We start from the raw sequence: 21,645 nt of genomic DNA on the forward strand, positions 1-21,645 counted from the left end.
CGGTGGCATCATCACCGCCGTGTCCCGGACGGCGCTGGAGCTGCTGCGCCTGCTCGCGCAGGACGCGCCGGCCGAGCGCATCGAGGAGCAGACGCGCGCGCTCGCGACCGCAGACCCGGAGTCGGGAGCCGTCGCCCGCGAGCTCGCGCTGCGCGTCCGCGCGGGGATCGACGGGCACCGCAGGCGCGAGGCGGAGCTGTCCGCGCTCGTGGACATCGCCCGCGACCTCGCGTCGCACCCGGAGCCGGGCGGGGTGCTCGACACGATCGTGCGCCGCGCCCGCGGCCTGCTCGGCGCCGACGTCGCCTACCTGACGCTGGCCGACGCGCAGCGCGGCGACACGTTCATGCGGGCGACGGCCGGCTCGGTCTCGGCGCGCTTCCAGGCCCTGCGGCTACCACTGGGCGCGGGCCTCGGCGGCCTGGTGGCGCAGACGCGGCGGCCCTACTGGACCGCCGACTACCCGGGTGACGCCCGCTACGACCACACCCGCGAGATCGACGAGGCCGTCGAGGAGGAGGGCCTCGTCGCGATCTGCGGCACCCCGCTGCTGGTGGACGGCGAGTTCGTCGGGGTGCTGTTCGCGGCGCACCGCGCGCGGCGTCCGTTCGCCAGGGCGGAGGTGGCGCTGCTCGGTTCGCTGGCCGCGCTGGCCGCGGTCTCGCTCCTGCAGTCGCGCCGGGCCGCCGAGACGGCGGGCGCGCTGGCGGCCCTGTCGAGCGCGCACGCGGGGATCGAGCAGGCCGCCGCGGCGCACGACCGGTTCGCCGGCGTCGTGCTCTCCGGTGGCGGGGTGGACGACATCGCCGCCGCGCTGGGCGATCTGCTGGGCTGCTGGGTCGCCGTCCTGGACGTGGACGGCCAGCGGCTCGCGGCGCACGGCGCGGTGCCCGACGAGGTCGCCGGCGCCCTCGCCGTGCGGCGGGCCGCCGACTCCGGACGCCTCGTGAGCACCGACGGGACATGCGCGGTCGCGGTGCGGGCGGTCGGGCAGCGGTTGGGCACGCTCGTGCTCGGCGGCCGCGCGGACCTCGACGACGGGCAGGTCCGCACCGTGGAGCGGGCCGCGATGGTCACCGCGCTGGTGCTGCTGTTCCGGTTGCGCGAGGCCGAGGCCGACCAGCGGGTGCGCACCGACCTGCTCGCCGAGCTCCTCGCCCGGCCGGCCGCGGAGGTGGACACCACGCTTGTCGAACGGGGCAGGCTGCTGGGGCTGCGCCTGCAGACGCCGCACGTCGTGGCCGTCTGCCGGGGCCGCAGGCGCGGCGTGGCACCGGCGGCCGCGGCGGCGGGCGACGGGCACGGGCTGGCCGGTGAGCACCACGGCGAGGTCGTGGCGGTCGTGCCGGGCCGCGACGCCTCGGCGGTGGCCACCCGGCTGGCCCGCCACCTCGGCGGCGACGGCACGCCCGTCACGGTGGGCGCCGCCGGCCCGGTGGTGCCCGCGGCCGGCCTGCGCGACGCCCACGCCGCGGCCCGCCGGACCACCGACGCGCTGACCGCGATCGGGAAGTCCGCCGGGTCCGCCCGCGACCTCGGCTTCGCCGGCCTGGTGAGCGGTACCGCCGAGATCGACGGCTACCTCGATCGCGTGCTCGGGCCCGTCGCCTCCTACGACGCCCGGCGCGGCAGCGACCTGCTCGGCACCCTCGATGCGTACTTCGCGGCCGGCGGGAGCCCGCGCCGCGCCGCGGGCGCGCTGCACGTGCACGTCAACACGGTCGCGCAGCGGCTGGAGCGGGTGACGACCCTTCTGGGTGCGGACTGGCAGGCCCCCGACCACGCTCTGGAGCTGCAGCTGGCGCTACGCCTGCGGCGGCTGCGCCGGGAGACCGGCGGCGGGGACGGCACGCCGACGCCGTGAAGCCCCACGGCTGCGACCCACCGGCGGGCGCCGGATGGTTCCCGCCCGTCGCTCGACGGCGACCGCTCGCCGTGACCGCGCGCAGTAGCCGATCACCGATCGTGATCGCCCACTCGACGGACTCCCCCAACTGCGGCGAATCTCCTCCCGGTAACGCCCGTTGTGCCCGATGACCGGGGCCGGCGGAAAGGGGAGCCTCCGCCGGCACCGGTTGATCTTCTTCCCGCTCTCAGCGGAGGCGGAACACCGGGTATCCCGGCGCGATCGCACGCAGCGTCTCGTCGGAGGCCGAGGCGTCGACGCCGTCGAAGAACACCCCCACCTCGAACTTCCAGCGGCGCAGGTAGGCCCGCAGGATCTCGGGCTTGTCGGCGTCGCTCACCTCGTCGGCCCCGAACACCTCGACGCGCCGGCCCAGCCGCAGCTCGCCCGCACCCGCGGCGGCCCGGAGGTTGCGCACCCACTGCGTGTGACCGCGCGGCGCGACGAGATAGCGCGCGCCGTCGTGGGTCAGCAGGTTGACGGGCACGGTGCGCCACTCCCCGCTGCTCCGGCCGCGCACGGCGAGCAGTCGCGAGCCCCAGACGCTCATCCCACGGCCGGTGAACCACTCGACCACGCGGTTGAACACGCCGGTTGCGCGGCCGGCTTCGACGTAACGCTGACTGCTGTCCATGGTGCACCCATCCGCTTCGAGAGCGCTGCTCTTACCTAAGAGCAGTGGACCAGGCGTCGGACATCGCGTCAAGAGCACTGCTCTCGACCGGAAGGTCGTCAGCGGATCGTAACGAGCTCGGGCGTCGCGGGGGGCGGTGTGGCACGCGCTGCCCGCATTCGGCGTGCCACCGCGAAGCCACCGGCCGTCAGCAGCGCCATCAGACTCCCGGCCAGGAGGCTGAGCAGCGGGTTCCCGCCGGTGAACGGGCCGAGAGCGAGCCCGATCAGCAGCATGTAGGCGCTCCACACCGCGGAGCTGACCACCGTCCAGGGCAGGAAACGACGCAGTGGCAGGCCGAACCGACCGGCCGCCGCGGTGCTCACCAGACGGCCGCCGGGGACGAACCGCGCGCCGACGAGCGCGACGCCCGGCCGCTGCAGCATGTGCCGGCGCACCCAGGCCGACAGGGCGTACTCGGTGTCGGTGGAGCGCGCCAGCAGGCGGTGCGAACAGCGTCCGAGCCAGTAGACGACGAGGTCACCCAGCACCGAACCGACCAGTGCGGCGGCGAACAACCCGGCCACCATGCCCTCGTTCCACCCGCCGAACGCCGTGGTCGACGCCGACATCAGGATGGTCTCACTGGGCAGCACCGGGAACGGCGCATCCACCGCGATCATGACGACGAGCAGCGGCAGCAGCCAGGCGCTACGCAGCACCGCGTCGCACACGGCCAGGACGTCCAACAGTGCAGGTCCTCTCGGTCGCGCTCGCGCCCGCGGACGGGGTCACGGCGAGTGCTTCCAGGCTTCCAGACGCCCCGAACGGCCGACCCTACCCCCACGCACCGTCCGGGTGTCACTCCGTCGCGCTACAGGGAGCGTGCACGGGCGAACATCGACCTACGCTCCGCATCCGTGTCCCCTTGCCGTTCCGCTCTGGTCACCGCCGTGGTCGCGGTGCTCGCAGCGCTGGGCACGGCCACGCCCGCGACAGCGGCGTCCAACGCCGCCGCCCCGGCCCCGTTCGCCACGGCCGCCGCCGCCACCATCACCCCCGGTGTGCGCATGATCAGCCCTGTCGGCGACGGCGCGGTCAGCACGTGCACGGCAGCGTTCGTCTTCCGCGGCGGGGAGCGGATCTACCTCGGGTACGCCGCGCACTGCGCCGGCTCGGGCGAGTCGATGGGCCTGTCCGGGTGCGAGGAACCCGCCCTGCCGCTGGGCACCGACGTCGTCATCGAGGGCAACGACGGTTCGCGCACCGGGGGCCGGCTCGCCTACAGCTCGTGGGGCACGATGCAGGAACGCGGCGAGACCGACGGTTCGCGCTGCTTCTCCAACGACTTCGCGCTGGTGCAGCTCGACCCCGCCGACGTCGAGCGGGTCAACCCGAGCGTCCCCGTGCTCGGCGGTCCCACCGCCCTCGACACCGACGGCACCCGTCGCGGCGAACCCGTGTACAGCTACCAGCCCCGCAACGGCGGCACGACCGTGAAGCAGGGCCGCAGCCTCGGCGTGAGCGCGGACGGACTGTTCCACCGCATGGAGACCGTGCCGCCCGGGCGCCCCGGCGACTCCGGCAGCGGTTACGTCGACGCGGAGGGTGACGCCTTCGGCGTGCTCAGCATCCTGTTCCTGGACGGCAGCAGCACCAACGGCGTGGCCGACCTCGCCGAGGCGCTCGCCTACGCCACCGCCTACGGCGACCTCGGGCCCGTGGCGCTCGTACCCGGGACCGAGCCGTTCGGGGCGCGAACCTAGGAGCGCCCGAGGAAGCGCGTCATGACCGGCACCAGCACGTCGGTCTCCTGCACCACCTCCGTGTGCCGGGTGGCGGGCAGCACCGCCAGCTGCGCGTGCGGGATCAGCTCGAGCATCTCGGCGGCGTGCTCGATGCGGACGAAATCGGTGTCGCCGATCACGAGCAGCACGGGTGCCTCGATGCCGCGCAGCTCCTCCGGCGCCCAGCCGGGATGGCCGTGCACCAGGACGTTGAGCCGCTCGGCGAAGGCGTCGAAGTGGTCCGGGTCCGGGGCCACCCGCTCGTACTCCTGCCGCATCTCGGCGAACTCGGCGTCGGTCGGCATTCGCACCGACGCCGGGTCGCTCAGGTCGTGGTAGCCCTCGGGGCGGTAGTGCGTGGCGGCGAGGACGAGCCGGTCCACCCGCTCGGGGTGGCGCATCCCCAGCTGCAGCGCCACGATGCCGCCGAGGCTGAACCCGAGCACGTCCGCGCGCTCGAGGCCGAGGTGATCCAGGAGCGCCACGACGTCGTCGGCCATGTCGGGGTACGTCGGTTCGCGCTCCACGTCGGCGGTGCGGCCGTGCCCCTGCATCTCGACGCCGATGATCCGGTGGGAACCGGAGAGCAGCGGGATCAGGTCGCGGAACGACAGGTCGATCGTCTGCAGCCCGCCGTGCAGCAGCACCAGCGGCCGGCCCTGGCCGTGGACCTCGTAGTACAGCCGGAGCCCGTTGACATCTGCGTACTGCCCGGCGGTTGCGGTGGTGGTCATACCCATGAGACTGGCATCGACCGCCGGAATCATCGCTCGCGGCACACCGTGCCCGTTCTCAGGGCACGAAGGTCGGATCCGGCTCGACCACCACCTCCAGCACCAGCGGCTCCGTGCGCGCGGAGAGGGTGGGCACCACCTCGTCGAGGGCGGCGAGCAGGGCGGGGTGGTCGCTCACGCGGCGGGCCGGACACCCGAAGGACTGCGCGAGCCCACTGACGCTGACCTCCTCGAACGCCGGCCAGGGCGGCTTCCCGCCGCGCTGCTCGGCCAGCCGGTCCATGATGGCGTATCGGCCGTTGGCGAGCACGACGAACAGCGCGCCGACGCCGTAGTGCGCGGCGCTCCACAACGCCTGGATCCCGTACAGCGACGACCCGTCGCCGACGACCGCGACCACGGGTCGCTCCGGCGCCGCCATGCGCACCCCGATCGCCGCAGGCAGTGCGAACCCCAGCCCGCCCATCGCGGCGCTGAGGAACCCCAGCGGGCGGCGCGCGGGCAGCAGCCGGTGCAGGTCCGGGCGGCTCGAGGGCGTCTCCTCGACGACCACCGTCTCCGGCGGCACCCGCGCGGCCAGCGCGGACATCACGTGCGCGGCCCGCAACGGCTCCCCCGCACCCGGCGGTGGCGGTGCGGGGGCCCGTGACACCACCGGCAGCGGGGCGTCCGGGCGCTCCGGCACGCGCGCGGCGAGCAGGCGGCAGACCTCCGCGGGGCTCGCGAGCACGGCGAGATCGGCCGGGCTGTGGTGCGCGTCCTCCGCGTCGTCGGTGACGAGCGCGACCGCGGTGCCCGGCGCGACGAACGGGCCCTCCTCGAACGGGTACTGGCGGAACACCGGCGCGCCCACCACGAGCACCACGTCGTGACCGGCCAGCGCCTGCCGCAACCGTGCGCGCCCGGCCGGCAGGTGCCCGGCGAACTGCGGGTGGTCCTGGGGGAACCCGGCGCGCGCCGCGAACGGCTCCTGCCACACCGGGCAGCGCAGCCGCTCCGCCAGCCGCACCAGCGCCGTCCACGCCGCTTCGTGGTCGGCGTCGGCGCCGACCACCAGAGCCGGGGACGCAGCGCCGCCGACCAGCGCGGCGAGCTCCTCCACCGCGGCCGGCGCCACGGCGGTGGACCGGTGCAGCACGGCAGGAGCGGGCACCGGGCCGTCGTCGGCCTGCGCGGACCAGTCGTCGCTCGGCACGATCACCAGCGCCGGGCCGCGCCCGTCGCGCGCCTCGTGCCAGGCCCGCGCGACGGCGCCCGGCACGTCCTGGGGCCGGGCGGGCGTGTTCACCCACACCGGGTAGCGCCCCGCCAGCCCCTCCAGCTCGCCGGCGAGGAACGGCGCCGATGCGAGGTGGCGACGGTCCTGCTGGCCCACCAGCACCACCAGCGGAACCCGGTTCACCCGCGCCGTGGCGAGCGCGCCGACCGCGTTGCCCAGACCGGCGGTGGTGTGCAGGTTGACCAGGGCGGGGCGGTCCAGCGCGGTGGCGAACCCGGTGGCCGCACCGACCACCGAGCCCTCGTGCAGGGCGAGGACGAACGCGAGGTCGTCGGGCAGGTCGGTGAGGAACGCGACCTCCGTGGACCCGGGGTTGGCGAAGATCGTGGTGAGACCGTGGCGACGCAGGACGTCGAAGGTCGCCTCGCGGACGGTGCGCGTCATGCGGCTGCTCTCGTACCGGTGACGGCGACCGCCGCGACGGCGATCCCGCCGAGCGCGGCCACCGCGGCGAAGATGTAGAAGCCCCACGGGTAGGCGATGCCCGCGGTGAGCAGGGCCCCACCGATCAGCGGGCCGCTGATCGCGCCGAGCCGCCCGACCCCGCTGGCCGCGCCGATCGCGGTGCCGCGCGCCGCCGCCGGGTAGAGCTGGCTGACGTAGGCGTAGACCAGCACCTGCGCGCTGAACACGAACACACCAGCCAGCAGCACACCGACGTACACCCCGATGCCCGGCAGCCGGACGGTGAGCAGGGCGAGGAACAGCGCGGCAGCCGCGAACCAGGCGACCACCGCCCGCCGGGTGCCGATCCGGTTGGCCACCTGCCCGGCCACGAGCAGGCCCAGGACCGCGCCGACGTTGAGCACGAGCAGCAGCGCCAGCGCGGCACCCAGCGGGTAGCCGGCCCGGCGCATGATCTCGGGCAGCCACGTGTTCAGCCCGTAGACCAGCAGCAGGCCCATGAACGAGCTCACCCAGAACGCGATCGTGGCGCGCAGGTACCCGCCGCGGAACAGGATGGTCACCGGGTTGCGCTCGTGCGCCGTGCGCCCGCCGCCGGCCCGCTCCCGCAGGAAGGACGCCGACTCCGGCAGGTGGCGCAGGATCAGCGGCACCAGCACCAGCGCCGGAAGCGCTCCGATCACGAACATCGCCCGCCATCCCATGGCGGGGATGACGACGATGCCCAGCAGCGCGGTCAGCACGGCGCCCGCGTGGTAGCCGGTCATGAGGACCGTGGTGGCGCTTCCGCCCTTGCCCTGCCGGGCGTACTCGTTGACCAGCGCGATCGCCACCGGCAGCACGCCACCGAGCCCGAGACCGGCGAGGAATCGCAGCACGCCGAACGTCCACGGGTCGGGTGCGAACGCGCACAGCAGCGTGAGCACCGAGAACCCGACCACGGTGAGCAGCATCGTTCGCCGCCTGCCGATGATGTCGGTGATCGTGCCGATCGTCAGGGCCCCGACCATCACGCCGAGCAGGCCGACCACCGAGATCAGGGATCCCGTGGCCGGGGTCAGGCCCCACACCCCGTCGCGCAGCATCGGCGAGAGGACCACGCCCAGTACCACGAGGTCGAACCCCTCCAGCGCCACGGCCGACCAGCACAGGGGCGCCACCCAGCCGGCTCCCCGCTCCGGGGGTTCGCTCGGATTCGTCGATGGATCCGCGGGCATGTCCCCACCTTCCTGCCGGACGTTGCGCGGCAGTATCGGTGGCACCTCCGACATCGTCAGGACGCACTTCCGCTCATCGGAAGGGCGGGTGCGAGCGATGAGTTCTCCTGCGCGGCGCGGTCCAACCCCCCGACCGCAACGAACGCCCCGGAAGGACGACCGATGACCACCTCCACCGCCACCCCGGCCACCCGACCCGCCTCACGCGCCGGGCACCGCGCCCTGTGGGTCCTGCAGATCCTGATGGGCGTCTTCTTCGTGGTCGTCTCCGCGGCGCCGAAGTTCGTGGGCGACCCGTACGCGGTGCAGATCTTCACCGAGATCGGCGCCGGCCAGTGGTTCCGCTACGTCGTGGGTGCCCTCGAACTGGCCGGCGGGATCGGCCTGCTGGTCCCGCGGCTGGCCGGGCCCGCGGCGCTGGGCCTGATGGCACTCATGATCGGCGCGGGCTACACCCAGGCGGTCGTGCTCGACGCGCCTGCGATGCTCACGAGCCCAGCCGTCTTCTTCGTACTCGCCGCCGTGATCGCATGGGGCCGACGCGCCTCGATCACCGCCTGGATTCCCGGGCGCACCCATTGACCCGCAGACCCACGAAACGACACGCCCGCCGCATTCCGCGGTCGGGCGTGCCGTTCGTGTGCAGCTCCGCAATTGCGCGGCGCGGCTATTTCTCCTGCGTCGCCTTCGTCTCGCAACTGAGCGGGGCGTCGCCGGCACTCGGATCCGACGATCCGGAGCCGAGGATGCCCAGCACGTTGCCCAGCCCCACGGCCGCCGTGACGTCCGGGCAGACGTTCACGCCGTTGAGCAGGTTGAGGTCGCCGAGGTTGAGCAGCCCGTCCTGCGGGGCGTCGTCACCGGTGATGACCTGTTCCGCGTCGTCGGCGCGCTCCTCACCCTCGGGTGGGGTATCGGCGTAGGCCACGGGACCCAGCGCCAGCACGGCCGCGAAGCTCGCGGCGACGACGATTCCAGCCTTCTTCCACACCTTCGTCTCCTGAATGAGTGAGCACGGCCTCGACCGGATCCCATTTGGGGCCAGCACGTCGAAGCGGTCGCCACTGGCAAACAGAAAACTAACCTTGCGTCGGTCGTTCCTTCCACGGCTGTCCTCCCATCGAGTGGAAGCCGTTGCGGAACGCGAGAACAGCACGTTTGGACAGCACCGCGCGGGGAAGCGCATTCGCTTCCCAGTACTCACGGTGATCATTTGCCGGTGATCTCGCCGAGCCCCGTGCGTATCGTCACGCTTCGTGTCCGATCAGTCGCTCGTGGCCGAGCTGGTGATCGTCGGAGCCGCCCGCCCGGCCGTCGCGACACGCCGAGCGTCGACATCCCCGAACGGGGGAGGCGGCTCGCCGCACAGCGGACGGCCCGGGCATCCCCCGCCCGGGCCGTCCTCCCCTCCCCCCCGGAGGTTCAGGGGCCGGCGACGAGATCCACCCCGATCGTCGCGAGCACCCCGAAGGCGATCCCCCACAGCACGATGGAGACGATCTGCCAGAAGATGACGGCGTTGCGGGAGGCGCCGAACGACACCATCGCCGCCGACGTCACCTGGCTCGGCAGGATCGTCTGCCCCAGCAGGCTCACGCCGGCCACCCCGTACCGGTCGAAGGCCCGGCGCAGCTTCTGCTTCTTGGGGGTGTCCTCCCGGCCGCCACGCGCCAGCTTCCCGCGAAGGCCGTGGGCACCGAGCACGAGCACGGTCATCGATGCGACGTTGCCGACGACCGCGGCCGTCACCGCCACCACCGGGTTGATCCCGGCGAGCACTCCGATGACCGATCCGAAGTAGGACTCGACGAACGGGATGGCCCCGGCGAGCGCCACGCCCAGCCACTGCAGCACCGGCGGGAGCGTGGCCGTGAAGTCCTGCAGGGCCTGGATCATGTGCATTCCGTTCCGTCGCGCGTCGTCGTGGGGACCCACTCTCGCCGGTGCGGACCTGGCGCCAGTAGTCCCGCCGGTCACGTCTCGCGTTGACAGGCGGCTCCGGCGGCGATGACAGCTGTCACGCTTCAGGCCGGTGCGGTCACCGGCCGGAGCGGTCGTTCGCGGGATCGCGGAGCGACCGGACGTGACGCACCAGCACCCGGCGGGCCCACTGCCCGTCGGCTTCAGCGGGCTCGTGGACGAGGTGCGCGGCGAGCCCGTCGAGCAGGGCGTGCAGCCGGAGGGCCTCGAGCTCCCGGTCGGCGTCGGCCGCCAGGTCGGTGCCGTTGTCGAGCCGGCCGATCATCCACCGGCAGGCCTCGCGCGTGGTCCGATGGGCGCCGTCGCGCACACCGCGGAGCTCGGCGTTCGCGTTCGCAGCGGTGAACAGCGCCAGGTAGACCTCCATCTCCGCCCGGCGCTCGCGGTCCAGCGGCAGCAGCTCCGCCGCCACCGCCTCCACCTCCTGCACCGCCGTCGGCAGCGGCAGCACGGACGCCACGCGCGCCGTGGCGCGATCGATGACCAGTCGCAGGGCGAACACCAGCAGCTCGGTCTGGCTGGCGAAGACGTGGCGCAACGAACCGGCCGACCGTCCCGCCTCGGCGGCCACGGTGCGGACCGAGGCCGCGCCGACGCCGTCGCGCAGGATCACCCGCCACGTCGCCTCGGCGAGCTCCTCCCGCCGTTCGTCGTGGTCGATGAGCTTGGGCACGTGGTCCTCCCCGCTCAGGCCCGCGACCGGTGGGCGGCGAAGAACTCCCGCACCGACCTCGGCAGCCAGAGCAGGCCGAGGACGACCAGGTGGATCACGTCCCCACCGATCGCCCACCAGAGGTACTCGGGGCCCTTCGAGGCCGAGTCGAGGCTGTTGGCGGTGGCCAGGACCATGAGGACGGTCAGGGCGATGCGCGCCCACCCGCGCCCCTTCATCGCCTTCACCCCGAACCACACGGCGACCGCCGCGTAGATCACGTGCAGCACCGCCCCGTAGGCGATCGCCGCGGCGACCGCGAAGTCGAGCTGCGGGCCGCTCAGGGACGGGTCCTCGCGCGTGATCGTCCCCGCGGTCATGGCCGGGTCCAGCGCCATCATGATCGGCAGCGCCGCCAGCACGACGACGAGCACCGCGAGAGCCACCCCGAGCCATCGCAGGGGAGGCGGGGCGACGATCCGGCGAGGCTCGGCGTGGTAGTACGGCTGTGCCACCATACGATGGAGGGTACAGGGCCCCCGCCACCGCCGATCCGCGACTTGCCTTGAAGTGCACTTCAACTCCTACCGTCGGCCGGGACGCGATGAACGGAGTGACGATGAGCGGAGCACCGGGCCGGTACGGCCTCGCGCTGGACGTGACCGACGACCTGGAGGCACAGGCGGCCGCCGCCGAGGAGCTGGGGTACTCGGCGATCTGGGTCGCCGGGGGGCAGCTCGCGAGCCTGGAGCCGCTGCCGCGGATCCTGCGCGCGACCACGCGCATCGCGGTGGCACCCGGGATCATCCCGCTGGACCTGCACGGGCCCCCCGAGATCGCCGCGCTCTACGCCGAGGCGGAGCGGATCGCGCCGGGCCGCCTCGTGGTGGGCATCGGCGGTCCGCAGCGGCTGCGCACCGGGGCGCTGGCCGCGGTGGAGCACGCGCTCGACGAGCTCGACGCCGTCGCGGCGGCGCCCCGGGCCCGCAGGCTGCTGGCCGCGCTCGGACCCCGCAAGCTCGACCTGGCCCGGGACCGGTTCGGGGGCGCCATCACGCTCCTGGTGGACCCCGGCTACACGAGGTGGGCACGCGAGCGGCTCGGCGAGGCGCCGACCCTCGCCGTCCAGCAGATGGTCGTGCTCGACGAGGACCCCGGCGCCGCCCGCGCCGCCGCGCGCGGGCCGCTGGGATTCCTGTCCACGGTGGGCGGCTACGCGGCGGCGTTCCGCCGGATGGGGTTCGACGACCGCGAGATCCGCGACCTGGACGACCGCCTCGTCGACACGGTGGTCGCGTGGGGCGGCGCCGACGCCGTGGCGGCCCGCATGCGCGCGCAGGAGGCGGCGGGCGCCGACCACGTGGTGGTCTCCCCCGTTCCGACGGCGGACGGGCCCGGCGCGTTCGAGATCGTCGAACGGCTGGCACCCGCCCTCCTCACCTGTGCCTGAGCGGGGGCGGGGCCGCCGTCAGTAGGCCCGGCCGATCAGCACCGTGTGCCTGGCCGGCTCGCCGGTGATCAGGCAGGTGGGTGCCGGCGGGTCGGCGTCGACGATGCACCGGACCGTGGCGCCGGTCCGCGCGGCGAGCGCCCGCTCCGACTCCTCGGTGCCGGACCAGGCGGCGAGGAACAGCCCTCCGCCGCCCACGCGCCGTGCGAACTCGTCGAACTCCGTGACGGGGTGGGTGCGCTCCTCCCGGAAGCTGCGTGACTGCGCCAGGAGTGCCTGCTGGATCTCCTCGAGGAGGCCGGCGGCGGCACGTGCGGCGCCGTCCAGCGGGGCGGCGCTCTTGCTGCGGTCGTCGCGGCGCACCAGCGTGGCCCGGCCGGAGGCCAGCTCCCGCGCACCCAGCTCGATCCGGACGGGCACCCCCTTCAGCTCCCAGTCGACCGAGCGCCGTCCGAACGAGGTGTGGGTGCGGTCGTCGACGTGCGCGCGGACGCCGGCGTCGCGCAGCTCCGCCTCGATGCGCCTCGCCGCCCCGGCGACCTCGTCGTCCTCGTCCAGCTGCAGGACCACCACCTGGTGCGGCGCGATCGCCGGGGGCAGTCGCAACCCGTGGTCGTCGCCGTGGACCATGATCAGCCCGCCGATCATCCGGGTGGACGTGCCCCACGACGTGGTGGCGACGTGGCGGCGCTCGCCGTCGGCGTCGAGGTAGCGGATGTCGAAGGCGCGGGCGAAGTTGTGGCCCAGGTTGTGGCTCGTGCCCATCTGCAGCGCCTTGCCGTCGCGCATGAGCGCCTCGCAGGTGAGGGTGTGATCGGCGCCGGCGAACCGCTCGCCCGCCGACTTCTCCCCCACCACGACCGAGATCGCCAGCGACTCCTGCATGAACTGCCGGTACACGCCCACCATGCGCCGGGTCTCCTCCACCGCGTCCTCGAAGGTGGCGTGGGCGGTGTGGCCCTCCTGCCAGAGGAACTCGGTGGTGCGCAGGAACAGGCGCGGCCGCAGCTCCCACCGGACCACGTTGTTCCAGAGGTTGACCATCAGGGGCAGGTCCCGGTGCGACTGGACCCACTTGGCGAAGTAGTGGTTGATCACCGTCTCGGAGGTCGGCCGCACCACGAGCGGCTCGGCGAGCTCCTCCCCGCCGCCGTGGGTGACCACGGCCAGCTCCGGGGAGAAGCCCTCGACGTGCTGCTCCTCCTTCTCCAGGAAACTCATGGGGAACAACATCGGGAAGGCGACGTTCTGCGCGCCGGTCGCCTTGATCCGGCGATCCATGTCGGCCTGCATGAGCTCCCAGATGGCATAGCCCCACGGTCGGATGACCATGGTTCCCCGCGCCGGACCGTTCTCGGCCAGTTCGGCGCGAGCAACGACGTCCTGGTACCAGGCGGGGAAGTTCTCCGCCTGCGGGGTGAGTACGGCCTTGGCCACGGTGCTGCTGCCTCTTCTCGCCTACGGAGGGCACGTCGGAACGGGTGGACGGACACCAGGAACGGTAGCCGGGACGAGCAAGCACTTATCCGCGCCGGGAACGCTCCTACCTGGGACGACAGCTGCCGGCGCCTGGATACTCTTGCCCGATGAAGCCTTCAGGCAGTGGCCATCTGCCCGTCAACGGCCTGCAGCTCTACTACGAAACGCACGGTGAGCTGGAACCCTCCGAGGCGGTGCCGTTGCTGCTCATTCCCGGGGCCTTCATGTCCACCGACTCGATGGCGCAATGGGTGGCGGCCTTCGTCCCCGAACGTCCGGTCATCGTGTTCGACCAACAGGGCCACGGCCTCACACCGGATGCGCCGCGCGCCATGTCGTACCAGCAGTTCGGCGACGATGCCGCGGCGTTGCTGCGCGCCTTGGAGATCGAGCGTGCCGACGTGCTGGGCTACTCGCAGGGCGGCGGAGTCGCGTTGCAACTGGCGCTGCGGCACCCGCAGCTCGTGAGCAAGCTCGTCGTCCTGTCCGCCACCTACCGCCGGGACGGCTGGTACCCGGCCGTCCTCGAGGCGCTCGAGGGTCTCTCGAGCGACCTCTTCGTGGACACGCCTGTCGGCGAGGCCTTCCGCCGGCACACCGACGATCCCCGCGCGTTCGACGCCTACATCGAGAAGATGAGGGTGCTGAACCTCGAGGACCAGGACATCAGCGACGCGCAGATGCGCTCGATCCGAGCCAGGACGATGGTCGTCGTCGCGGATGCGGACGGGGTGAAGCCCGAGCACGCCGTGGCGATGTTCAAGCTCCGGGGTGGTGGCGACGAGGAGGCGGCGGCGACCGGAATGCTCTCCACGGTCCCCCGGGCCAGGCTCGTCGTCCTCCCTGCGACCTCTCACATCTCGATCTCGGCGGCCGTGCCGGTCCTCGAACCGATGATCACCGCGTTCCTGGACGACGTGCCGCCGGCCGATCCGTCGCTCTGGTGACGGCGCGCGCGGCAACGCTGCTCCCGGCAACCCTGCTCTCGGTCAGCGACGCCAGGACGGCGGCGAGGATGAGCAGCGCGCCCACGATGACCGGGACCCGCGCGTCGAACCCGGTCAGCGCGCCGGCCAGCGCGGTGCCCGCGGACACGGAAGCGATCTTCAGTGCGGCGACCCAGATGAACACCTGGGCGCGCGCGTGCTGCGGTGCGTACTCGGTGCGTGCGGCCAGCGTGGCGGCGAAGAACGCGGCGTTGAGCGCGCCCGCGATCCCGTAGGCGGCAACCGCAACGCCGAAACCCGGGCTGAGCACCACCGCAGCCAGTCCGAGCACGACGGTGGCGGCGAGAAGGCGCATCAGCCGGTCGGGTTCACCGCGCAGCGGGCGCAGCATCACCGCGACCGACCCGACGAGGTTCCCCATGCCGTAGGTGGCGGTGAGCACGCCGGCCGCGGCGGCGCCGACGCCGAACACCGTGGTCAGGTGGACGGCGGTGACCGGCAGCGAGGCCATGCCCACTGCCACGATCATGGTCGTGTAGCCGGTCCGGCGCAGTCGGCCGTGGCGCGCCATCAACGCCAGCGTCGGCCATGGACGGGGAACGGCGTCGGTGTCGCCTCCGTGCGCGGGCGGGCGCAGCGGCAGCCGCAGCACGCACACCGACGCGACCAGCACGGGCACCACGAGCGCCAACAGCGCGGCGGCCGGCGACAGCCACCCGGACAGTGCCGCGACGACCGACGGGCCGACCGTCCCGCCGATGCCGTAGGTGGCGACGTCCCACCCCTGCGCCCGGCGTTGGGTGCGCTGATCGGGCCCGACGATGGCCGGCAGCCGGCTACTGATCCCGCCGGTCAGCAGCGGACCGCAGACACCGGCCGCGGCGACCAGCACCCCGGTCAGCAGGGCAGGCACCGCCTGCCAGGTCAGCACGGCTGCGGCGAGTGCCACGGCGTAGAGCACGCAGGCGGTGGCGATGACCCGGCGTCCGTCGGCGGCGGTGTCGAGGCGGCGGCCCACGAACGGGCCGAGCAGGTGCGGGGCCGTGACGCAGGCGGCCAGCGCACCGGCGAGCAGGCCGGATCCCCCGCTGGAGGTCACGAGCAGGACGATGCCGACCACCGCGCCCGCGTCACCGCACCGGGCCAGCGCCGCGGCCACGACGTAGCGCACCAGCCCGCCGACCGGCGCAGCGCGCTCGGCGGACGGTTCGGCGCGCGACACCTGCCGGTCAGACACGCGCCAGGACCGGCGCGAGCCGCTCCACGACCTGGTCGACCCGACGCCGGGCCTCGCCCGGGAGTCCCTGCAGCGGTCGGGGCAGGTTCGGTGACCCCACGAGGCCCATCTGCTCGGCGATCGCCGAGACCACCCGCAGGCTCCCGAACTCGCCGAACAGCTCCCACAGCGGGGCGAGCCCGTCCGAGATCGAAGACGCACCGTCCGCGTCGCCGCGCTGCGCCGCCCGGGCCAGCGCGAGGCACACCTGCGGCCACAGCCCGCCGAGCACGCTGTACCAGGTGTCGCAGCCGGCGAGCAGCCCGCCGGCCGCGGCGGGATCGCCGCTGACCCCGATCGTCACGTGGGCGGGGATGCGCGCCCGCAGCTGCGCGACGCGGTCGCGAGCCCGTGACGGATCCGCGGGCGTGGCCGGGATCTTGATCGACGCGACACGGGGCAGCGCGGCGATGCGGGCGTGCAGCTCGTCGCTGAACGTGAAATGCGTGGTGCCCGGGTTGTCGTAGACCACGAGCGGGACCGAGAGCGTCGCGGTCACGTCGGCGTAGAGGTCGTAGACCTCCTGGGCGGTCAGCGGCTGGTACGACATCGGCGCCAGCAGCACCGCGCTCGCCCCGGCCGCCTGCGCGTCCTCGGCGTGGCGCAGGACGTCCACGGTGCGCATCCCGCCGATCCCGACGAGGACCGGGGTCCGGCCCGCGGCCCGGACCGCCACCTCGGCCAGCCGACGCCGCTGCTCGCGCGTCAGGTAGGCGTAGCTCCCGGTCGACCCCAGCGCTCCGATCGAGTCGACCCCGGCGCGGTCCAGCCGCGCCACGATCTCGGAGAACGCCGGTTCGTCGATGTCCTCTTCGCCGACCGGTGTCAGCGGAAACGCGCTCAACCCTGTGAACACCTCTGGCCACTCCTTCCGCCGTATGTCACGTGACGTAGACGGTAGGGCGCTGCCCGAGCTTTGTCACATGACATAAGCTGGAAGCATGGCCGGAGTACGGATCAGCGGGGGCACCGCCGCCGAGATCGCGGACAGCATCCGCGACCTCCTCGGTGCCGGTGACCTGCGGCCCGGTGACCCGGTGCCACCGATCCGGGACCTGGCCCAGCAGCTCGGTGTGCATCGCAACACGGTCGCCATGGCGTACCGCACGCTCGTCGGTGCCGGCCTGGCCGAGACCCGCGGCCGCGGTGGCACCCACATCCGCGCCGTGCCCCGCTTCGACGCCGATCCACCTCCGCACCGGCAGCCCGACCAGCAGCACCCCGGCCCCGACCTCGTCGACCTGTCCAGCGGGAACCCGGATCCGGCGCTGCTGCCCGACGTCGCCGCGGCCGTGGCCCGCCTGGACTACCGCACCGCGCTCTACGGCAGCCCGACCGTGAACCCGCGCCTCGCGGAGTGGGCGCTGGACACGATGGCGCCGTTCGCGGACCGGCCGCCGTCGATCTCGGTGACCCACGGCGCCGTCGACGCCGTCGACCGGCTGCTCGGCGCCCACCTCACCCGCGGCGACCTCGTCGCGCTCGAGGACCCGTGCTTCTACGCCAGCGAGGGCACCGTGCGGGTGAACGGGTTCCGCGCCGCGCCGGTCGACCTCGACACCGCCGGCATGCGCACCGACTCCCTGCGCACCGCGCTCGACTCCGGTGCCCGCGCCGTCATCGTCACCTCCCGCGCGCACAACCCCACCGGCGTCAGCCTCACCGCCGAACGCGCCGCCGAGCTGCGTGACCTGCTCGCCGGCTACCCGCACGTGCTGGTCATCGAGGACGACCACTTCTCGGCCGTCTCCCGCCGCCCCTTCCACCGCGTCACCCCGCCGACCACGCGGCACTGGGCGCTGGTCCGATCGGTCGCGAAGTTCCTGGGCCCCGACATCCGCGTAGCGGCCGTCGGCTCCGACCCCGTCACCGCCGAGCTGCTCGGAACCCGGCTGCGTCCCGGCGCGACCTGGGTCAGCCACCTGCTGCAACAGGTCGCGGTCGAACTCCTGACCGACCCGGACACACCTGCCCTGTTCCGGCGCGCCCGGGACACCTACTCCGGCCGCACCGACCTGCTGCGCGACGCGCTCGGCGCGGCCGGGATCGACACCCCGTTCCCCACCGACGGGCTCAACGTCTGGATCCCCGTCCCACGCGACCCGGTGCCGGTCGTCGCGGCCCTGCGCCACGCGGGCTGGTCGGTCCGGGACGGCTCGTCGTTCCGCACCCGCACCGGCGACGGGCGCCACGGCATCCGCGCGACGGCGTCCCGGATCACCGCCCGCGAGGCCGAGGCCTTCGCGGCTGCCGTGGCCGAAGTCCTGCGATGACAGCCGCCCGGCTACTCGGCGCCGGACAGCTCGATCGCAACGTCGAGCTCGCGTAGCTTCGCCGGGGAAAGCACGCCGATCCGCTCGATCAGGTGCTCCCCGCCGAGGGACAGCATCCAGGTGCAGAAGATCTTCCCGTCCATGGGCAGTCCCACCCGCACGACACCGTCCTCGGCGAGGACCTCCTGCGCCCCGAAGAAGACTTCGATGCCGATCGCCCGCATGCCCGGCCCGGCCGCCTCGACGATGCGGCGCCGCTCATCGGCGTCGACCGCCTGCTCACCGGACATCAGAACGAAACCCTGCTTCTCGGCCGGCGCGGCTGGGGCGACGATCTGCACCACCCGGAACTCCGGCCCCGCACCACCCGACAGCAGCACGACGGGTCGTCTGTCGTCGAACCGCGCCCACCAGAGCTCGCCGCGCTTCATGCGCCGACTGCCATCGGCCGAGACTAATCGGTGGATCCTCGAAGCCTTCCAGGGCCCCGATCTGGGAGATCCGGCCGCCGACGGCGACGACCTGCACGGCCTGGCCCAGGTGCGCTCCCCCGACCAGCTCCAGGATCTGGTCGGCGCCCCGACCCCCGGTGAGCTCCAGGATCGCCTCCACCCGGTCCTCGCGTCGACGCTGCCGGGAGGTCAGCTCCCGGCGGGTTCGAGCAGGATCAACGGGACTTCACGGTTGCTGGTCTCGGCGGCACGGTCGCGCATACCCGCGAAGAACGGGTAGAGCTCGTCGGTGTAGGCGAGCCAGCTCTCCCGCTCGTCGCCTTCGGCGACGCGTGCGGTCATCAGCAAGCGGTCGGGGCCGTCCTGCAGCTGCACCGTCGGGTTGGCCACCACGTTGTGGAACCAATTCGGGTTGCGGGCCTGGCCACCGGCGGAGGCGCCGATGGCGTAGACCCCGCCGCGCTCGATGCGCATCAACGCGACCTTGCGCAGCTTGCCCGAACGCGCCCCGCGCATCGTCACCACGATCACGGGACCGCCCAGCATCGTCGCGCCTTCGCGGCCATCGGTGCGCTCGTAGAGCTCGACCTGGTCGCGGGTACTCGCATCGGCGCTGGGGACGTACTCCCCGTCGAGCAGATTCTTCGTCACCTCGGGTGGTTCCTTTCTTGCAACGGGGTTTCGGCTCCCGCTGTCGATATCGAAGTTCGAGCCGACGGCTCAGAGGGCGATCACGGTCTTGCCGATGGTTCCGCCGGTCTCGACGAGCGCGTGCGCCGTCCTCATGGTCTCGGCGGTCAGGCCCGCGAGCGTGGTCGTGACGATCGGACGCAGGCGGCCCGCGGCCACGTCGTCCGCCGACTCGGCGAGGATCCGGCCCTGGCTGGCGGCGTCGCCGCCGGCGGTGATCTTGCTGAACACCATCTCGCTGTGCAGCGACAACGACTTCCCGACGAACGCGTCCAGGTCCAACGGGCCGGGGGCGTCGATGAAGGCCAGGTGGCCGAAGGGCCGCAGCACCTCGACGATCGAGGCCAGGTTGGCGCTGGTGCCCGCGGTGGAGAACACCAGATCGACCGTGTCGATCCCGGCTCCGCGCAGCTGCGTGGCCAGGTCGGCGTGGTGATCGACGACCAGGTCGGCCCCCATCGCAGTGGCCCACTCCCGCGACTCGGGTCGCGAGGCGGTGCTGACCACGAATGCCGACGTTCGCGCCTTCAGCAGCTGCGTGGCCGTCGAGCCCACCCCACCGGCCCCGCCGATGACCAGAACGGTTTCGACGCCGGCAGGCACGGTGTCCTGGTCGCGGAAGAGTGCTTCCCAGGCGGTGAGGATGCCGATGGGCAAGGACGCGGCGTCGGCGAACGCGAGCTCGTCGGCGATCTTGGCGACGACCTGGTGGTCGACGGCAACGCGCTCGGCCCAGATCCCGTCGCGGGTGATGTCCCCGGTGCCCATCACCCGGTCCCCGACCGCGAACCCGGTGGCCGCGGGCCCGATCGCGACGACGACTCCCGCGAACTCCCAACCGAGGATGACCCGGCCGCCGGGTTCGGCGCTGCGCGACTTCCGGATCGCGGCTTCGCCCGGGTTGATGCCGATCGCGCGTACCTCGACCAGCAGGTCACCGTCGCGCAGCCGTGGTTCGGCGACCTCGATCAGGTCGATGGCGAAGGCGTCGAGCGCGTGCGCCTTCTCGTAGGCGAGTGCTTTCATGATGCTGGCTCAGTCCTGCTTCAGGGCGTGCAGGCCCGAGAGCGGTCCACCGATCTGCATCAGCCGGCCGCCCTCGCGCAGCGACCCGGCGTCGACCGCCGCGAAGCCGAGACTGTCGGCGACGTCGTGGAAGGTGGCTTTGGTGGCGGCGTCGTCGCCGGCGTAGAACAGCAGCTGCCGTCCCTCCGGGTGCCGGGGGTCGGGGGCGATGTACTGGGCGTAGAGGGTGTTGAAGGCCTTGACCACGTGCGCGCCCGGTGCCCTGCTCGCCACGAACTCACTCGGCGTCTCCGCCCCGGGGTCGGCGGTGACCGGCGGCGTCGGAAATCGGTTGGTCGTGTCCACCAGGATTCGGCCGCCCCACGGCGGCAGCCCGGCCAGCGCGTCGCCGACCTGCGGCCACATCACGGTGAGGAACACCATGTCGGCGGCAGCAGCCTCCTCGACCGTGGCCGCGCTCGCCAGCGGGCCCAGCTGCGTCATGACGTCGCGCAGCGTGTCCGGGCCGCGACTGTTGCTCAAGGTCACCTTGTGGCCTGCCGCCACGAGATGACCGGCGATGGCCTGTGCGACCACCCCGGCCCCGATGGTCCCGAAGTTCACGACGGCTCCCCTCGATCTTTGATGACGCTCGACATCAATAGCGAGGCTGCCGCCGCTGCCGTCCGCTGTCAAGCGCGCCGTCGCCGAGGGCGTCCGATTTGATGGTGAGCATCATCGAAACTGGCTAGACTTCGCCTGCACAAGGCAGGTGCCAGCACGGGAAGGTGATCGCTGTGCCCCGCATCACACAAGAGCAGAAGCGGCTCAACCGCGAGAAGATCGTCACCGCAGCAGGCGAGGGATTTCGGCTGCGCGGCATCGACGGCGTCGGCATCGAACAGCTGATGAACTCGGCCGGCATGACCCACGGCGGCTTCTACAACCACTTCGCCTCCAAGGACGCCCTCGCCCTCGAAGTCCTCCACCAGGGCTTCACCGACTCGCTGGCTGCGCTCGCCGCCACGCGCGAAGCGCACCCCGACTCGGCCCGCGCAGCCCTGCACGAGATGGTCGACCGCTACGTCAACGCCGAGCATCGCGACCACCCCGAGGCCGGTTGCGCCTCGGCCGCCCTCGTCTCCGACGCCGGCCGCCACGGAGCCGCCGCCCAAGCCGAGTACCGCCGGGGACTCGACGGCTACTTCGAAGCCATCGCCGACATGATCACCGAATGCGCCCGCGAGTCGGGCACCGAGCTCGCTGCCGCCGAAGCCCGGGACCAGGCGGTGGCGCTGTTCAGCCAGATGGTCGGCGCGCTGCTCCTCTCCCGCGCCATCACCGACGCCGCCCCGGAGCTGTCGGACGAGGTTCTGGCGGCCAACCGGAGACGGCTCAAGGCCGTGTGACAGGCGACATGTCAGGAAAGTGGCTCAGCCATCCGGCCTTCCCCCTCGCCTGGTCCGCGACATGGAGGACGTGCGGGGTTCGCTGGCTGCG

At 73.0% G+C, this 21,645-nt stretch carries 23 protein-coding genes and 1 pseudogene; 7 read left to right on the top strand and 17 right to left on the bottom strand.

What is annotated here, in order from left to right; all coding sequences use genetic code 11:
* Window positions 1-19: 19 nt before the first annotated feature.
* On the top strand, window positions 20-1,864 hold the full coding sequence (locus CFP66_RS26195; RefSeq protein ID WP_233159732.1) for a helix-turn-helix domain-containing protein: 1,845 nt from the start codon (window positions 20-22) through the stop codon (window positions 1,862-1,864).
* A gap of 229 nt (window positions 1,865-2,093) precedes the next feature.
* On the opposite strand, the gene CFP66_RS26200 is transcribed toward CFP66_RS26195, so the two are convergent.
* Both CFP66_RS26200 and CFP66_RS26205 read right to left on the bottom strand, forming a co-directional pair.
* Window positions 2,094-2,540, bottom strand: coding sequence for a nitroreductase family deazaflavin-dependent oxidoreductase (locus tag CFP66_RS26200; protein ID WP_094927834.1), 447 nt, complete (start codon window positions 2,538-2,540; stop codon window positions 2,094-2,096).
* A gap of 98 nt (window positions 2,541-2,638) precedes the next feature.
* Window positions 2,639-3,268: a DedA family protein gene (locus tag CFP66_RS26205; RefSeq protein ID WP_094927835.1), complete on the bottom strand. Its 630-nt coding sequence runs from the start codon at window positions 3,266-3,268 to the stop codon at window positions 2,639-2,641.
* 171 nt (window positions 3,269-3,439) lie between these two features.
* Between CFP66_RS26205 and CFP66_RS26210 the strand changes: the two genes are divergently transcribed.
* Window positions 3,440-4,285 (top strand): serine protease, encoded by an 846-nt coding sequence (locus CFP66_RS26210; protein WP_233159733.1) that lies wholly within the window; start codon window positions 3,440-3,442, stop codon window positions 4,283-4,285.
* Here the strand turns inward: CFP66_RS26210 and CFP66_RS26215 are convergent.
* Genes CFP66_RS26215 through CFP66_RS26225 form a run of 3 tightly spaced genes read right to left on the bottom strand, consistent with a single transcriptional unit; the run spans window position 4,282 to window position 7,941 of the window.
* Complete coding sequence (locus tag CFP66_RS26215) at window positions 4,282-5,040, bottom strand: alpha/beta fold hydrolase (RefSeq protein ID WP_094927836.1); 759 nt, start codon at window positions 5,038-5,040, stop codon at window positions 4,282-4,284. The genes CFP66_RS26210 and CFP66_RS26215 overlap by 4 nt on opposite strands.
* 58 nt (window positions 5,041-5,098) lie before the next feature.
* On the bottom strand, window positions 5,099-6,703 hold the full coding sequence (locus tag CFP66_RS26220; protein WP_094927837.1) for a thiamine pyrophosphate-dependent enzyme: 1,605 nt from the start codon (window positions 6,701-6,703) through the stop codon (window positions 5,099-5,101).
* Window positions 6,700-7,941 (bottom strand): aromatic acid/H+ symport family MFS transporter, encoded by a 1,242-nt coding sequence (locus CFP66_RS26225; RefSeq protein WP_094927960.1) that lies wholly within the window; start codon window positions 7,939-7,941, stop codon window positions 6,700-6,702. Before CFP66_RS26225 ends, CFP66_RS26220 begins: the two co-directional genes overlap by 4 nt.
* A 162-nt stretch (window positions 7,942-8,103) precedes the next feature.
* Here CFP66_RS26225 and CFP66_RS26230 point away from each other — a divergent pair, with 162 nt between their 5' ends.
* A complete protein-coding gene (locus tag CFP66_RS26230; protein WP_094927838.1) occupies window positions 8,104-8,523 on the top strand; it encodes a DoxX family protein in 420 nt (139 codons plus the stop codon).
* Window positions 8,524-8,608: 85 nt separating this feature from the next.
* On the opposite strand, the gene CFP66_RS26235 is transcribed toward CFP66_RS26230, so the two are convergent.
* The 4 genes from CFP66_RS26235 to CFP66_RS48025 form a co-directional block, all read right to left on the bottom strand.
* Window positions 8,609-8,932, bottom strand: a complete 324-nt coding sequence (locus CFP66_RS26235) for a hypothetical protein (protein ID WP_094927839.1) — start codon at window positions 8,930-8,932, stop codon at window positions 8,609-8,611.
* Between the two features lie 431 nt (window positions 8,933-9,363).
* On the bottom strand, window positions 9,364-9,837 hold the full coding sequence (locus tag CFP66_RS26240; protein WP_094927961.1) for a hypothetical protein: 474 nt from the start codon (window positions 9,835-9,837) through the stop codon (window positions 9,364-9,366).
* Window positions 9,838-9,979: 142 nt separating this feature from the next.
* Window positions 9,980-10,594 (bottom strand): TetR/AcrR family transcriptional regulator, encoded by a 615-nt coding sequence (locus CFP66_RS26245; protein WP_094927840.1) that lies wholly within the window; start codon window positions 10,592-10,594, stop codon window positions 9,980-9,982.
* A 14-nt stretch (window positions 10,595-10,608) separates the two neighbouring features.
* A complete protein-coding gene (locus tag CFP66_RS48025) occupies window positions 10,609-11,091 on the bottom strand; it encodes a hypothetical protein (RefSeq protein ID WP_094927841.1) in 483 nt (160 codons plus the stop codon).
* A gap of 101 nt (window positions 11,092-11,192) precedes the next feature.
* Here CFP66_RS48025 and CFP66_RS26255 point away from each other — a divergent pair, with 101 nt between their 5' ends.
* Window positions 11,193-12,023, top strand: a complete 831-nt coding sequence (locus CFP66_RS26255; RefSeq protein WP_094927962.1) for a TIGR03620 family F420-dependent LLM class oxidoreductase — start codon at window positions 11,193-11,195, stop codon at window positions 12,021-12,023.
* Between the two features lie 18 nt (window positions 12,024-12,041).
* Here the strand turns inward: CFP66_RS26255 and proS are convergent, their stop codons facing one another.
* Window positions 12,042-13,460: a proline--tRNA ligase gene (gene proS, locus CFP66_RS26260; RefSeq protein WP_094927842.1), complete on the bottom strand. Its 1,419-nt coding sequence runs from the start codon at window positions 13,458-13,460 to the stop codon at window positions 12,042-12,044.
* A gap of 149 nt (window positions 13,461-13,609) precedes the next feature.
* On the opposite strand from proS, the gene CFP66_RS26265 reads away from it, so the two are divergent.
* Window positions 13,610-14,449 (top strand): alpha/beta fold hydrolase, encoded by an 840-nt coding sequence (locus CFP66_RS26265; RefSeq protein ID WP_094927843.1) that lies wholly within the window; start codon window positions 13,610-13,612, stop codon window positions 14,447-14,449.
* Here the strand turns inward: CFP66_RS26265 and CFP66_RS26270 are convergent.
* Together CFP66_RS26270 and CFP66_RS26275 are read right to left on the bottom strand one after the other, a co-directional pair.
* On the bottom strand, window positions 14,400-15,686 hold the full coding sequence (locus tag CFP66_RS26270) for an MFS transporter (protein ID WP_198961679.1): 1,287 nt from the start codon (window positions 15,684-15,686) through the stop codon (window positions 14,400-14,402). The two genes, CFP66_RS26265 and CFP66_RS26270, sit on opposite strands and share 50 nt — an antisense overlap.
* The gene (locus CFP66_RS26275; RefSeq protein ID WP_233159734.1) at window positions 15,679-16,569 is read right to left on the bottom strand and encodes a dihydrodipicolinate synthase family protein; all 891 of its coding nucleotides are present in this window, start codon (window positions 16,567-16,569) and stop codon (window positions 15,679-15,681) included. Before CFP66_RS26275 ends, CFP66_RS26270 begins: the two co-directional genes overlap by 8 nt.
* A 97-nt stretch (window positions 16,570-16,666) precedes the next feature.
* Between CFP66_RS26275 and CFP66_RS26280 the strand changes: the two genes are divergently transcribed.
* A complete protein-coding gene (locus CFP66_RS26280; RefSeq protein ID WP_094927845.1) occupies window positions 16,667-17,998 on the top strand; it encodes an aminotransferase class I/II-fold pyridoxal phosphate-dependent enzyme in 1,332 nt (443 codons plus the stop codon).
* Window positions 17,999-18,009: 11 nt separating this feature from the next.
* Here the strand turns inward: CFP66_RS26280 and CFP66_RS48630 are convergent, their stop codons facing one another.
* The 5 genes and pseudogenes from CFP66_RS48630 to CFP66_RS26305 all read right to left on the bottom strand — a co-directional run bounded on the left by CFP66_RS48630 (window position 18,010) and on the right by CFP66_RS26305 (window position 20,769).
* Entirely contained in the window at window positions 18,010-18,429 is a 420-nt protein-coding gene (locus CFP66_RS48630; protein WP_094927846.1) for a hypothetical protein, read from the bottom strand.
* A 25-nt stretch (window positions 18,430-18,454) separates the two neighbouring features.
* Window positions 18,455-18,610, bottom strand: a pseudogene (locus CFP66_RS50400) (zinc-binding dehydrogenase); the annotation flags it as partial.
* 29 nt (window positions 18,611-18,639) lie between these two features.
* Entirely contained in the window at window positions 18,640-19,101 is a 462-nt protein-coding gene (locus CFP66_RS26295; RefSeq protein ID WP_094927847.1) for a nitroreductase/quinone reductase family protein, read from the bottom strand.
* 69 nt (window positions 19,102-19,170) lie between these two features.
* Window positions 19,171-20,166: a zinc-binding alcohol dehydrogenase family protein gene (locus CFP66_RS26300; protein WP_094927848.1), complete on the bottom strand. Its 996-nt coding sequence runs from the start codon at window positions 20,164-20,166 to the stop codon at window positions 19,171-19,173.
* 9 nt (window positions 20,167-20,175) lie between these two features.
* A complete protein-coding gene (locus CFP66_RS26305) occupies window positions 20,176-20,769 on the bottom strand; it encodes an NADPH-dependent F420 reductase (RefSeq protein WP_094927849.1) in 594 nt (197 codons plus the stop codon).
* Window positions 20,770-20,942: 173 nt separating this feature from the next.
* Here CFP66_RS26305 and CFP66_RS26310 point away from each other — a divergent pair, with 173 nt between their 5' ends.
* Window positions 20,943-21,554 (top strand): TetR/AcrR family transcriptional regulator, encoded by a 612-nt coding sequence (locus CFP66_RS26310; RefSeq protein ID WP_233159735.1) that lies wholly within the window; start codon window positions 20,943-20,945, stop codon window positions 21,552-21,554.
* Window positions 21,555-21,645: the final 91 nt, after the last annotated feature.

The sequence above is a fragment of the Pseudonocardia sp. MH-G8 genome, assembly GCF_002262885.1.
Classification (GTDB): Bacteria; Actinomycetota; Actinomycetes; order Mycobacteriales; family Pseudonocardiaceae; genus Pseudonocardia.